Below are 12,298 nucleotides of genomic sequence, written 5' to 3' on the forward strand. Positions count from 1 at the left end.
GCAGCCCCATCTCCCCCACAGCCGCGCCCGAACATGGCGTCTCGCACGCCCCGAAGCGACGGCGAGACGCCATCGCGAGGAGCGGCTGCGTGGGGGCGGGCATGCCGGCACGCGAGACGCCATCGGGAGAAGCGGCTGCGGACCGGTCGGCCGGCGGCCGGCCGCTCACGGCATGCCGGGAAATGCGGGAAGGCCCCGCGTCCGGATAACCGGTCGCGGGGCCTTCAGCCGAGCTGGTGGCGTCTCAGCCGAGCAGATCAGCTCGCTTCGGAGTCGGAACCCGCCTCGAGGAGCTTGGAGATCGCCGACGGATCGACCGGGATGCCGGGACCGGTCGTCGTGGAGATGGTGACCTTCTGCATGTAGCGGCCCTTGGAGGAGGACGGCTTGAGGCGCATGACCTCGTCGACCGCGGCCTGGTAGTTCTCCGTGAGCTGCTCCGTGGAGAAGGAGGCCTTGCCCACGATGAAGTGCAGGTTGTTGGCCTTGTCGGTGCGGAAGGTGATCTTGCCGCCCTTGATGTCGCCCACGGCCTTGGTCACGTCCATCGTGACGGTGCCCGTCTTGGGGTTGGGCATGAGGCCACGCGGACCGAGCACGCGGGCCACACGGCCGACCTTGGCCATCTGGTCCGGGGTGGCGATCGCGGCGTCGAAGTCGAGCCAGCCGCCCTGGATGCGCTCGATGAGGTCGTCGGAGCCAACGACGTCGGCGCCGGCGGCCTCGGCCTCGGTGGCCTTCTCGCCCGCGGCGAAGACGATGACGCGGGCGGTCTTACCGGTACCGTGCGGAAGGTTCACGGTGCCACGGACCATCTGGTCCGCCTTGCGGGAGTCGACGCCAAGTCGCATGGCGACCTCGACGGTGGCATCCATCTTCGTCGAGCCGGTCTCCTTGGCCAGGGCCAGGGCGTCCAGAGGCGAGTACAGCTTGGTGCGGTCGACCTTTTCAGCGGCGGCCTTGAAGGCCTTGCTGTTCTTGCTCATGTCAGTTCCATTCCTGCCGCGTCATCCACGCGGCGGTCGGGTGTGGTCCGGGCCTGAGCTGCCCTCCCACAGGTGTTTCTGGGAAGTGGAGGTCAGCCCTCGACCGTGATGCCCATGGAACGGGCGGTGCCGGCGATGATCTTCGCGGCCTGGTCGATGTCGCCGGCGTTGAGGTCCTCCATCTTGGTCTGCGCGATCTCGCGGACCTGGTCCATGGAGACCTTGCCGACCTTGGCGGAGTGCGGGGTGCCGGAGCCCTTCTGCAGGCCGGCGGCCTTGAGCAGGAGCTTGGCGGCCGGCGGCGTCTTCAGCTTGAAGTCGAACGACCGGTCCTCGTAGACCGTGATCTCGACCGGCACGACGTTCCCGCGCTGGTTCTCGGTGGCGGCGTTGTAGGCCTTGCAGAACTCCATGATGTTGACACCATGGGCACCCAGAGCCGGACCGACCGGCGGGGCCGGGTTGGCAGCGCCGGCCTGGATCTGGAGCTTGATGAGCCCTGAGACCTTCTTCTTCTTCGGAGGCATCGTCTTCCTCAGTCTTCCTGGTTCGACTGGATCTCGGCTCCGCGCTGTACACGCGGGGGGCCGACTGTCGTGTGCACCCGCCTCCCGACGCGACCCCTGGAGGGCAGGCGGGAACACAGGCGCAACCTTGCAGAGTCTACGCGCGCGGCCGGTCGGAACCCTAATCGCGGACGCGGGCCCCACCCACAGACGAGCGACCCGCCCCACGCCGGGCGCGGGACGGGTCGTCGTGGGAGTTTCTCGGGTCAGTCGATCTTCTCGACCTGCGTGAAGCCGAGCTCGACCGGGGTCTCACGACCGAAGATCGACACGAGGACCTTGAGCTTCTGCGCGGCCGGATCGACCTCGGAGATGGACGCGGGGAGCGTCGCGAACGGGCCGTCCATGACGGTGACCGACTCGCCGACCTCGAACTCCACCTCGACGGCCTGCGGGGCGAAGCCCTGGTCGTCGGCGGTGCCCGCGGCGGCGGACTTCTTCTCCGGCTTGGGGGCCAGGAACTTGGCCACGTCGCTCAGCGAGAGCGGGGTGGGCTTGCCGGCGGCGCCACCGGTCGCGCTGACGAACCCGGTCACGCCCGGGGTGTTGCGCACGACGCCCCACGACTCGTCGTCGAGTTCCATCCGCACCAGCACGTAGCCGGGCAGGACCTTGCGGTTGGCGACCTTCTTCTGGCCGTTCTTGACCTCGGTGAACTCCTCGACCGGGACCTCGACCTGGAAGATCTTGTCCTCGGCGCCGAGGGTCACGGCGCGGGTCTCGAGGTTGGCCTTCACCTTGTTCTCGTACCCGGCGTAGGAGTGGATGACGAACCAGTCGCCGGGAAGCTTGCGCAGCTGACGCTTGAAGGCGATGATCGGGTCGATCGCGGGCGCGGCCGCCTCCTCGGCCGGAGCCCCGTCGGCCGGAGCCCCCTCGGGCGCCTCGCCGGAAGTCTCGAGCGCCGACTCGGCGAGCTCGTCCTCCGCAACGGTCTCGTCGCCCTCGGGGACGGTCTCACCCTCGACATCCTCGTCGAGCTCGGTCTCGACCGCGTCGGTGGCGGCGTCCTGGTCCAGCTCGGCGCCAGCCGCGACGGTGTCGGCGGCGTCAGCCTCGGCGTCGGCGTCGATGGTGTCGGCGTCGATGGTGTCGGCGGGATCCGCAGCCGTGTCACCGAGCACCGCGTCCGCCTCGGTCGCGGCCTGCTCGGCGCCCTCGGCCTCGGGGCTCTGATCGATGTCGCTCACGGAAATGCGGTCCTCTCGAAGTTCGGCGGTCCGGATCTCGCCCCGGACCCCAGCGGCAGGTCTCTAGCGGTCGAAGACGAGCTCGACGAGCTTGCCCGCGCCGAAGTCGACGCCCGAGACCAGCGCGGTCATGAAGATGAGGAACAGGAACACCACGATGGTGTAGGTGACCATCTGGTTGCGCGTGGGCCAGATGACCTTGCGCAGCTCCTCGACGACCTGCCCGATGTACTGGAACGGATTCGTGCGGGCGCTCCGCGTGTCCTCCGGCTTGTCCGCGTCCGTACGGACCCGTCCGGCCACGGCGGTGTCGCCGCGCCCCGCCTTGCCGGTGGGGACGGCGGCAGCGGCGTCGGAATCGCGGACGCCGTTGACGTCGACGTCGTCGTCGCGATCCTGGCTCACGCGGCTACCTCCGGGTCGTCTGGTGTGCGGTAAGTGCAGGGGCGACAGGACTTGAACCTGCAACCTGCGGTTTTGGAGACCGCTGCTCTGCCAATTGAGCTACGCCCCTTCGGCCGGTCTCCCGGCCACCCGTGCCCTCCCGCGCCTGCGGGCCGCACGAACGCCTCGACTCTACAGTGTCGGCGACTGCCTGGCGGCAGCGCGGTCCGCGACCGCGTTCGGTCGGGCGTCCCAGTGTACGACAGGCGGCCGGTGGCCCGAAATCGCGCGGCGTCACCCCGCGAGCGAGACCGTGACGATCGCCTTGCCGAACACCTTCGCCCCGTCGCAGGTCACCGCGAGGGCGACGTCGGCGGTCGACCCGTCGTCGGCCACCTTCTTCACCGTCCCCCCCACCTCGAGCCGCGCCGGCGCACCGACCGGGACGACCACGGGCCCGGCGAACCGGAACGAGGTCGCCAGCACGCGGTCGGCGCCCCCGGCCCACTCGGCCACGACCCCGATCGCCAGCGCGGAGGTGAGCATCCCGTGCGCCACCACCCCGGGCAGCCCGAGCGCCTGCGCCGCGTCATCGTCCAGGTGGATGGGGTTGTGGTCCCCCGACGCCTCGGCGTAGCGGCGCAGGTCGTCCCGCGAGATCGGCAGGGTCCGCGACGGCAGGACCTCCCCGGCGACCGCGGTCCTCGTCGTCGTCCCCCGCACGTCGTCGCCCCGGTCGGTCATGCCTCCACCTCCGCGGTGAGCAACGCACTGGTCAGAGTCTGGACGGGCTCGCCGGCGGCGTCGCGCAGCACGGTGTCGAACCCGATCATCCGCCCGCCGCGCGCCGACCGCACCCCGGTGACCGTGGCGGTGGCGGTGAGGACGTCGCCGACACGGATCGGCCGGTGGTGCTCGCTGGACTGCGCGGTGTGGAGGGTCCGCGCCAGGTCGATGCGCAGGGCGGGGTGCTCCATCACCGCGCGTTGGACCGGGGCGGTCAGCGCGGCCGCGAGGGTGGCGGGGACCTGGCCGGTCGGCGCGCCCACCGCCTCGGCGAAGCGCGCCACCACCGCGTCGGTGACCGTGACCGGATCCCTGACGACGACGACGAGGTCATCAGCGTTGTCTGTGCTCACAGGCGCCGACGCTACCCGAGGGCGAGTCCGCCGAACCGCTGATACGACCCGTCCGCGCCTCCTACGGTGGGGGCAGTCGAGCAGGGAGTGCGATGTGAGCCACGACGAGCCGGCCCCGCGGGCCGGGCACGAGAAAGCTGGGCGATCGCCGGGCGGGCCCGGCGGAGACGCCCCCACACCGGTGGAGGGGCACGGCGGATCCCACGCCACGGCCGTCGCCGCCGCGCACGGCGTGCGGACGATGTTCACCCTCTCCGGGGCGCACGTGTTCCCCATGTACGACGCCGCGGAGAAGGAGGACCACGGCGTGGCACTGCTCGACGTGCGGCACGAGCAGACGGCCGCGTTCGCCGCCGAGGCCACCGGCAAGCTCACCCGCTCGCCCGGCCTGGCCGTCCTCACCGCCGGCCCGGGCGTGACCAACGGCGTGTCCGCGCTGGCGCAGGCCTCGTTCTCCGGCGCCCCGATGGTGGTCCTCGGCGGGCGCGCGCCGGCCGGCCGCTGGGGCACCGGCAGCCTGCAGGAGTTCGACCACGTCCCGATGGTGCGGTCGGTGACCGTGTCCGCCGAGACCGCCCGCGACACGGCCGATATCGCCGCCGCCACCCACCGCGCGTTCACCGCCGCCCGCACCGCGCACCGCGGGCCGGCGTTCCTCGACGTGCACATGGACCACTTCTTCGACCGGTGCGACTCCGTCCGGCCCGGACCGGGGCGGGCCGGCGACGGCTCCCCCGCCGCCGCGCCGGACCGCTCCCCCGACACCGACGCCGTCGACCGGATCGCCGACCTGCTCGTCGGCGCCGAGCGTCCCGTCCTGGTCCTGGGCTCCGACGTGTGGGCCGACCGGGGCGAGGACGCGGCGCTGCGGTGCGTCGAGTCGCTGGGCCTGCCCGTCATCCTCAACGGCATGGGCCGCGGGATCGTCCCGGCCGGGCACCGCCTACTGGTGACCAAGGCGCGCGGGACGGCGTTCGGCGCGGCCGACGTGGTGCTCGTCGTGGGCACGCCCCTGGACTTCCGGCTCGGCTACGGGGTGTTCGGCGGCAAGGAGGGCGCGACGCCGGCGAAAGTGGTGCACATCGCGGACTCCCCCGGGCAACTCGGCCACCACGCGTCACCGGCCGTGGCCACCGCGGGCGACCTGGGGCTCGTGCTGGACGCGGTCGTCGAGGCCGTACAGCGCCGATCGGGGGCGGCGCGCCCGGACTGGTCGACCTGGGCGACCACGCTGCGGGAGAAGGCCGACGCCACCCATGCCGCCGATCTGCAGCTCCTGGGCGCCTCGGCCGACCCCGTCCATCCCGCCCGGATCTACGGCGAGCTCCTTCCACGGCTGGCCGAGGACGCCGTGGTGATCGGCGACGGCGGCGACTTCGTGTCCTACGCCGGCAAATTCATCGAACCCGCCCGGCCGGGCAACTGGCTGGACCCCGGTCCGTTCGGGTGCCTGGGTGCGGGGCTGGGCGCGGCGATCGCGGCCCGCATCGCCCGGCCGTCCAGCCAGGTGGTGCTGCTGCTGGGCGACGGCGCCGCGGGGTTCTCCCTCATCGACGTGGACACCCTCGTGCGGCACAAGCTGCCCGTGGTGATGGTGATGGGCAACAACGGGGCGTGGGGCCTGGAGAAGGGGCCCATGCAGATGCTCTACGGCTACGACGTGATCGCCGACCTCGCGCCGCGGACCCACTACGACGAGGTGGTGAAGGCCCTCGGCGGGGCCGGCGAGATGGTCACCGATCCCGCGCAGATCGGCCCGGCGCTGGACCGGGCGTTCGCCAGCGGCGTGCCGTACCTGGTGAACGTGATAACCGATGTAGAGGCCATGTATCCCCGCTCGACATTTGGAGTCTGAACTGACGTGATCAACCCTGATTTCCCGCTGTGGCTACGGGCCTCCCACCTGATCAACTTCATCCTGATCGGCATGTTGCTCCGCTCGGGCTGGGAGATCCTGTCCTCGATGCCGCGACTGTGGTGGCGCAACGACTGCAAGCCCGGGACCGAGTGGTTGCGCTTCACCCGCCGGAAACTGCCACGGGAGGAGGGCGTGTACACCTCCCTGATGGACGAGAAATCCCTGTCACCGTTGATCGGCCTACCGGGTCGGGAGAACATCGGGCTGGGCCGGCACTGGCACGGGATCTCGGTGATGCTGTGGGTGCTCAACGGCCTGGTGTACGTGGTGCTGCTGTTCGCGACCGGACTGTGGCGCCGCATCATCCCCACCTCGTGGAGCGTGTTCGGCGAGGCGTGGGAGTCGATCCGGATGTACCTCGGGTTCCGGGCTCCGGCGATCGAACACTTCGACCCGTATGACGCCGCACAGATGCTGGCCTACACCGCCGTCATCTTCGTCCTCGCTCCGCTGCTCATCCTCACCGGCGTGGCCATGGCGCCGGCGGTGCGCTCGCGGTTCCCCTGGTACGTCAAGCTCTGGGGCGGCCACCAGGGCGCCCGGTCGCTGCACTTCATCCTCATGGTGCTCATCTCCGCGTTCATCGTCATGCATGTCGGGCTGGTGTTCCTGGTGCACGCCGAGCACAACGTCGTGCACATGGTGTTCGGCACCACCGACACGGCACGATCCGCCCAGGCCTTCACCATCACGATCGCCACCGTCGTGGCCGTGGTCCTGTTCTGGATCGCCCTGAGTTACTGGTCGCTGGCCGACCGCGCCCGGGCGCAGCGGTTCACCGCCGGGGTGTCCGAGATCGGCCGCCGCCTCTTCCTCAACCGGATGCGACCGCGGATGGGGCGGCAGAACACCTACACCGACGACGACATCTCCGAGTTCCACTGGACCAACGGCCTGCCGCCCACCGAGGACGAGTCGCCGGAGTGGGTCGAGGCTCGCGACGATGCCTGGCGCGGCTATTCCTTGACCATCGGCGACGACCTCTCGGGCGCCGAGAAGACCCTGGCCCTGGACGAGCTCACGGAGCTGCCGCGCACCTCTTATGTAGCGGTGCACACCTGCATGCAGGGCTGGTCCGCCACGTCCCGGTGGACCGGCGTACGACTGCGGGATCTGCTCGAGGTCCTCGGCCCCCAGCCGGAGGGAGCCCACTACGTGCTGATCGACTCCTACGGTCTGGCCCAGAAGATGTATGACAACCGGCCGCGGGAGCCGTTCTACGCGGTACTCGACCTCGACACGGTCTACGAGGACGACACGATTCTGGCCTACGAGCGCAACGGAACCCCTCTCGAGACGCACCTCGGCGCCCCCGCCCGCCTGCGGGTGGAGTCAAACCACGGCTACAAGCACGTCAAGTGGGTCCGCTCGATCCGGTGGATAGCCGACTACGCGGAGTACGGTGACGGCCGAGGCGGGACCCGCGAGGATTCCGCGCTGCAGGCGTTCAACGGAAGGATCTGACGTGTCCCACATCGTCTCGTGCCGCTTCGAGGTCAGCGGCGTCCGGAACGACAGGGACGTCAAGAAGGCCCTCCAGGCGCTCTACGACATCTTCGCCGAGCACGGACTGGGCCAGGCGACCTTCGAACTCACCGGGGCCGAACACGCGCAGCTGTACGTCAAACACCCGGACACGGTCCGCCCGGACCCGGCGATCATCGAGAAGGCCCTCGCCCGCGCGGGAGACTTCCGGGTGGTCTCTACCCATCTGCACTCCTCGAACTGAATCGCTGCACCGATGTCCCGAAACCCGGTCCGGCGCAACTGCGCACACCCGCACTCCTGCTCGGACGAGACCCGGCTGCGGGTACTAGCCGATGCCCCACTGACCCGGGAGCTCTCACCTGATGACCGGCGCGACCTCAACGGGCACCTGACCGCCTGGTCCTGGGCCGAGGGCGATCCGATGGTGCTCGCCGGGGATGAAATCCCCGGTTCGTATCTCGTCGTCTCCGGCCGTGCGCGGGTTACCCGGGACACCGCCGATGGCCGGGAGCTCACCGTGGACATCGCCGCCCCCGGAGACACCCTGGGGCCGTTGCACACGGAGGCTGCCGTCGCGACCGAGTCCGCCTGGGCGATGGAGACGACCTGTGCGCTCTTCCTGCCCGCTCACGCGCTGGCGGAGGTGGTCGGCGACCACCCGAGCCTCGCCCTGGGCCTGATCCGAATGCAACAGGATCGGCTCGCGCAGGCCCGGGAACAGGAGATCGGGCACACCACGCAGTCGGTGGAGCAGCGGGTCGGCTCGACGCTGCGGCACCTCGACCGCAAGCTCGGAAGCCTCCAGCGGGACGGCTCGAGTCTCCTCCAGGTCCGACTGCGCCGCGACGACATTGCGGGGATGGCCGGCACCACAGTGGAATCCGCCTCGCGCGCGATGGCGCGGATGAAGAAGGCGGGCGTCATCGACTCCGGCCGCGAATGGGTCTCGGTCCTCGACCGCGCCGCACTCGAGAGGCTGATCGCGGGCGATTAACTGGTCGGCGCCGCTTTCCCGTTGATTGATTGGCGTCAAGGAAGTCTTCTCCGGTTGCTCCTAGGTTCGGAGATGCACGTAAGGAACGTGCACCGTTCCCCCGAGGAACAGCAACCGTAGAGGAGCTGGGATCACCATGAGTGTCCGCGAACAGGTCAAGAGCATCGTTCTGCGTTCGGATGAATTCTCGTGCCCGTCGTGCATCGCGAAGATCGAGAACAAGTTGAACGGTCTGGACGGTGTCGAGTCCGCGGAGGTCAAGTTCGCCTCCGGACGAGTACTGGTCGACTACGACCCCGCGAAGGTCTCGGTACGTGATCTCGTCGCAGCGGTCGCCGAGGTCGGCTACGCGGTCAAGCCGTCGGCGTTCTGACGCGACGACACCGACCGCACGACGGCGACCGAAGGAGACAGGACAATGCTGAAATCATGGAAGACCTGGGGCGTGGTGGCGGCCTCCGGCCTGCTCATCGTCGCCTCGTGGCTCGTCGGCCGACTCACCTCGGCCGACGCGGCGGCGGACGGCCTCATGGTCGCCGCCGCCCTGGTGGCCGGCTACCGGATCGCCGTCTCGGCGGTCCAGGCCCTGCGGATCCGGATGATCTCGATCGACCTGTTGGTCGTGGTCGCCGCGGTCGGGGCCATGTTCATCGACAACTACTGGGAGTCTGCGGCGGTCACTTTCCTCTTCGCCCTCGGCAAGGCCCTGGAGAAGGCGACTCTCAACCGCACTCGCCGGGCCCTGTCCGACCTCGTCGACTCGGCGCCCGAGACCGCCACCATCCTTCGTGACGGCGAGCCGGAGACCGTCGAGGTCTGGGAACTCGAACCCGGCGACCTCGTGCTGGTGCGCAACGGGGAGCAGGTCCCCGTCGACGGCCGGGTGCTCTCCGGCAACGGCGGCGTGGACGAGGCCACCATCACCGGCGAGTCCGTCCCGGCCGAGAAGTCCGAGGGCTCCGAGGTGTTCGCCGGCACCTGGCTACGGTCGGGAGTCCTGCGTATCGAGGCCGTCGGCATCGGTGCCGACACCACCCTCGCCCGGATCGTCCACCGGGTGGAGGACGCCCAGGACGACAAGGCCCGCACCCAGACCTTCATGGAACGGTTCTCGACCTGGTACACCCCCGCCGTGATGATCTCGGCGCTGGTGGTGGCCCTGATCCCCTGGTCGTTGGTCGCCACCATGGGCAACATCGAGCTCGCGCTCACCCTCCTGGTGATCGGCTGCCCCGGCGCCCTGGTGATCTCGATCCCCGTGTCGATCGTCGCCGGGATCGGCCGCTCCGCCAAGGACGGTGTTCTCATCAAGGGCGGCGAGTACCTCGAGAGTGCGGCCCGGGTCGACGCGGTCGTCGTCGACAAGACCGGCACCCTCACCAACGGTCGGCCGGTCCTGACCGACGTGGACGTGCTCGACGACGACTATTCGCGTGAGGACGTCCTGAGGCTGGCCGCCCTAGCCGAGACCGCGTCCGAGCATCCGCTCGCCGAGGCGATCATCTCGGGTGCCCGGGAGGCGGGACTGGAGATCGACCTGGTCGAAGCGGCCGAGCCCGTCGCCGGCAAGGGCATCCGCGCCGAGGTGGATGGCCGAGTGGTCGCGGTGGGCTCCGCGGATCTACTCGACCACCGGCCTGACAACGCACGGATCCTCGAACTCAACGACCAGGGCAGGACCGCGATGTTCGTCGGGGTCGACGGACGGGCGGTCGGGATCGTCGCCGTCGCCGACACCATCCGTGACGACGCCCCGGCAGCGGTCAGGGCACTGCACGACGCTGGGATCAGGGTCGTCATGGCGACCGGCGATGCCCAGCGGGTGGCCCGCAATGTCGGCGCCGAACTCGGGGTCGACGAGATCCGTGCCGAGCTCATGCCGGAGGACAAGGTCGAGATCGTGCGCGAGCTGCAGTCCCGCGGCCACACCGTGGCCATGGTCGGTGACGGGGTCAACGACACCCCTGCGTTGGCACTGGCCGACATCGGGGTGGCGATGGGAGCCGCCGGCTCGCCGGCCGCGATCGAAACCGCCGACATCGCGTTGATGGCGGACAGGCTCCCGCGGCTGCCGTACGCGCTCTCCCTGGCCAAGCGGACCGTCCGCACCATGCGACTCAACATCGCCATCGCCCTGGTGACCGTTGCCGCGCTTCTTGCCGGGCTGTTCCTCGGGGGCGTGACCATGTCGATCGGGATGCTGGTCCACGAGGTGTCCGTTCTCGCGGTGATCGCGATCGCGATGCTCCTCCTGCGGCCGACCCTCGAGAAGGATGGAACCGGGATCCCGGGACACGCGGGGGACCTCGTCCTCGGGACCGGAGCACGGGACGTGAGCCGGGTGTGATCAGACCCTGATGCCGTAGGAGTCGAGAAGACGACGAAGGCCGCCCGCGGCGAGCGGGCGGCCTTCGTGTTGAGAGTACCGGTGGGGGGACTCGATCCCCCGACCTCACGATTATGAGTCGTGCGCTCTAACCAGCTGAGCTACACCGGCATGCCCTGCCAGTCGGACGATCGAGCCGCCCCGCACAGTGCGAGCCCCCTGTCGGAATCGAACCGACGACCTTTTCCTTACCATGGAAACGCTCTGCCGACTGAGCTAAGGGGGCGGGCCGCGCTTCGCTGTTGGTCACCCAACCGCTTGGCGCGTAAGCCTTTAGCAGATTACACACACGGCCGAACGCGGCACAAATCGCCCGGTGGGGCGCTGTCCCGCCGGGCCCGCTGGCAGGATGGCCGGGTGCGCATCTCCGTGGTGATCCCCGTCCTCGACGACGCCCGCGAACTCGAGGGCGCCCTGGCCTCCCTCGCCACACAGACGCGGTCGCCCGACGAGGTCGTGGTGGTGGACAACGGGTGCTCGGACGCCAGCGTCGCGGTGGCGTTGGCGGCGGACGCGCGGATCGGGGTCCGGGTGGTCGTCGAGCCCGTGCGGGGCATCCCCGCAGCGGCCGCGGCAGGCTACGACTCCGCGACGGGCGACATCATCGCCCGACTCGACGCCGACTCCCGGCCCGGACCCGAGTGGCTCGCGCGGATCGAGGTTGCGTTCACCGCCGATCCCGAACTCGTGGCCGTCTCCGGCCCGGGCGAGTTCATCGGACTCGAGGGGTGGCGGGCCCGCGCCGCGAAGCTGCTCTACATGGACGCGTTCTTCGTCTCCGTCGGCGCCGCCATGGCCCACCCCGTCCTGTTCGGCTCGAACCTGGCGATGCGCCGCAGCGCCTGGGAGCGGGTGCGCGACGGGGTCAACCGCACCGACCCGGAACTGCACGACGACATCGACCTGTCGTTCCAGTTCGGCGCCGACGACCGCCTGTTGGTCGACCGTTCCCTGACCGTGGGGATCTCGGCCCGACCCTTCGACGACCCTGCGGCCATGCGGCGACGCTTCTCGCGGGCGTTCCGGACGATCTTCCGCAACTGGCGGTCGAGCCCGCCGTCGCGGCGCTGGATGGAGCGCGTCCAGCGCTGACCCCGGCATCTGCGAGCCCCAATGCCCGCCTCCCCGGCACCCAACGGGCCTCCACATCGGCTAGCGCGCCCTCTTCGACCTACGCGTCCGGAATGCACGCTCAGCGTTGGGCTGCGCGCCCGCCCGGGACCAAAGAGGACGCACAAGTCCTGAGG

General features: G+C 70.0%; 13 protein-coding genes and 3 tRNA genes. 7 read left to right on the forward strand and 9 right to left on the reverse strand.

Annotated features, from left to right (window positions below):
* Positions 1–257: 257 nt before the first annotated feature.
* The 7 genes from rplA to hadA form a co-directional block, all read right to left on the reverse strand.
* Positions 258–986, reverse strand: a complete 729-nt coding sequence (rplA, locus tag AB5G72_RS13010; protein WP_007631785.1) for a 50S ribosomal protein L1 — start codon at positions 984–986, stop codon at positions 258–260.
* Between the two features lie 92 nt (positions 987–1,078).
* Complete coding sequence (gene rplK / locus AB5G72_RS13015; RefSeq protein WP_440220032.1) at positions 1,079–1,513, reverse strand: 50S ribosomal protein L11; 435 nt, start codon at positions 1,511–1,513, stop codon at positions 1,079–1,081.
* A gap of 245 nt (positions 1,514–1,758) precedes the next feature.
* Positions 1,759–2,742 (reverse strand): transcription termination/antitermination protein NusG, encoded by a 984-nt coding sequence (nusG, locus tag AB5G72_RS13020; protein ID WP_440220033.1) that lies wholly within the window; start codon positions 2,740–2,742, stop codon positions 1,759–1,761.
* 63 nt (positions 2,743–2,805) lie between these two features.
* Positions 2,806–3,147 (reverse strand): preprotein translocase subunit SecE, encoded by a 342-nt coding sequence (gene secE, locus AB5G72_RS13025; RefSeq protein WP_096907013.1) that lies wholly within the window; start codon positions 3,145–3,147, stop codon positions 2,806–2,808.
* A 36-nt stretch (positions 3,148–3,183) separates the two neighbouring features.
* Positions 3,184–3,256 (reverse strand) — tRNA-Trp (locus AB5G72_RS13030).
* 164 nt (positions 3,257–3,420) lie between these two features.
* The gene (locus AB5G72_RS13035) at positions 3,421–3,870 is read right to left on the reverse strand and encodes a MaoC/PaaZ C-terminal domain-containing protein (RefSeq protein ID WP_440220034.1); all 450 of its coding nucleotides are present in this window, start codon (positions 3,868–3,870) and stop codon (positions 3,421–3,423) included.
* Complete coding sequence (gene hadA / locus AB5G72_RS13040; RefSeq protein ID WP_440220035.1) at positions 3,867–4,265, reverse strand: (3R)-hydroxyacyl-ACP dehydratase subunit HadA; 399 nt, start codon at positions 4,263–4,265, stop codon at positions 3,867–3,869. Before hadA ends, AB5G72_RS13035 begins: the two co-directional genes overlap by 4 nt.
* Before the next feature lie 181 nt (positions 4,266–4,446).
* Here hadA and AB5G72_RS13045 point away from each other — a divergent pair, with 181 nt between their 5' ends.
* From AB5G72_RS13045 to AB5G72_RS13070, 6 genes are all read left to right on the forward strand, one after another.
* Positions 4,447–6,120: an acetolactate synthase gene (locus AB5G72_RS13045; RefSeq protein ID WP_440221498.1), complete on the forward strand. Its 1,674-nt coding sequence runs from the start codon at positions 4,447–4,449 to the stop codon at positions 6,118–6,120.
* A gap of 6 nt (positions 6,121–6,126) precedes the next feature.
* A complete protein-coding gene (locus tag AB5G72_RS13050) occupies positions 6,127–7,647 on the forward strand; it encodes a molybdopterin-dependent oxidoreductase (protein ID WP_067716827.1) in 1,521 nt (506 codons plus the stop codon).
* A gap of 1 nt (position 7,648) precedes the next feature.
* Positions 7,649–7,912 carry a hypothetical protein gene (locus AB5G72_RS13055; RefSeq protein ID WP_067716829.1) on the forward strand — a complete coding sequence of 88 codons (264 nt, stop codon included), beginning with the start codon at positions 7,649–7,651 and terminating at the stop codon, positions 7,910–7,912.
* Positions 7,913–7,924: 12 nt separating this feature from the next.
* Positions 7,925–8,665 carry a Crp/Fnr family transcriptional regulator gene (locus AB5G72_RS13060; protein WP_440220036.1) on the forward strand — a complete coding sequence of 247 codons (741 nt, stop codon included), beginning with the start codon at positions 7,925–7,927 and terminating at the stop codon, positions 8,663–8,665.
* Between the two features lie 136 nt (positions 8,666–8,801).
* Positions 8,802–9,038 carry a heavy-metal-associated domain-containing protein gene (locus tag AB5G72_RS13065; protein WP_067716832.1) on the forward strand — a complete coding sequence of 79 codons (237 nt, stop codon included), beginning with the start codon at positions 8,802–8,804 and terminating at the stop codon, positions 9,036–9,038.
* A gap of 48 nt (positions 9,039–9,086) precedes the next feature.
* A complete protein-coding gene (locus tag AB5G72_RS13070; RefSeq protein WP_440221499.1) occupies positions 9,087–11,012 on the forward strand; it encodes a heavy metal translocating P-type ATPase in 1,926 nt (641 codons plus the stop codon).
* Between the two features lie 76 nt (positions 11,013–11,088).
* Here the strand turns inward: AB5G72_RS13070 and AB5G72_RS13075 are convergent.
* Together AB5G72_RS13075 and AB5G72_RS13080 are read right to left on the reverse strand one after the other, a co-directional pair.
* Positions 11,089–11,162, reverse strand: a tRNA-Met gene (locus tag AB5G72_RS13075).
* 42 nt (positions 11,163–11,204) lie between these two features.
* Positions 11,205–11,277: transfer RNA gene (locus AB5G72_RS13080), tRNA-Thr, on the reverse strand.
* Between the two features lie 131 nt (positions 11,278–11,408).
* Between AB5G72_RS13080 and AB5G72_RS13085 the strand changes: the two genes are divergently transcribed.
* A complete protein-coding gene (locus tag AB5G72_RS13085; RefSeq protein ID WP_440220037.1) occupies positions 11,409–12,143 on the forward strand; it encodes a glycosyltransferase family 2 protein in 735 nt (244 codons plus the stop codon).
* Positions 12,144–12,298: the final 155 nt, after the last annotated feature.

It is taken from the genome of Dietzia sp. MNB45 (assembly GCF_051994785.1).
GTDB lineage: Bacteria > Actinomycetota > Actinomycetes > Mycobacteriales > Mycobacteriaceae > Dietzia > Dietzia kunjamensis.

Excerpts from the sequence above, each read along its gene's own strand:
- rplA (WP_007631785.1), bottom strand. The coding sequence starts at position 986 with ATGAGCAAGAACAGCAAGGCCTTCAAGGCCGCCGCTGAAAAGGTCGAC.
- rplK (WP_440220032.1), bottom strand. The coding sequence starts at position 1,513 with ATGCCTCCGAAGAAGAAGAAGGTCTCAGGGCTCATCAAGCTCCAGATC.
- AB5G72_RS13035 (WP_440220034.1), bottom strand. The coding sequence starts at position 3,870 with ATGACCGACCGGGGCGACGACGTGCGGGGGACGACGACGAGGACCGCG.
- AB5G72_RS13060 (WP_440220036.1), top strand. The coding sequence starts at position 7,925 with ATGTCCCGAAACCCGGTCCGGCGCAACTGCGCACACCCGCACTCCTGC.
- AB5G72_RS13065 (WP_067716832.1), top strand. The coding sequence starts at position 8,802 with ATGAGTGTCCGCGAACAGGTCAAGAGCATCGTTCTGCGTTCGGATGAA.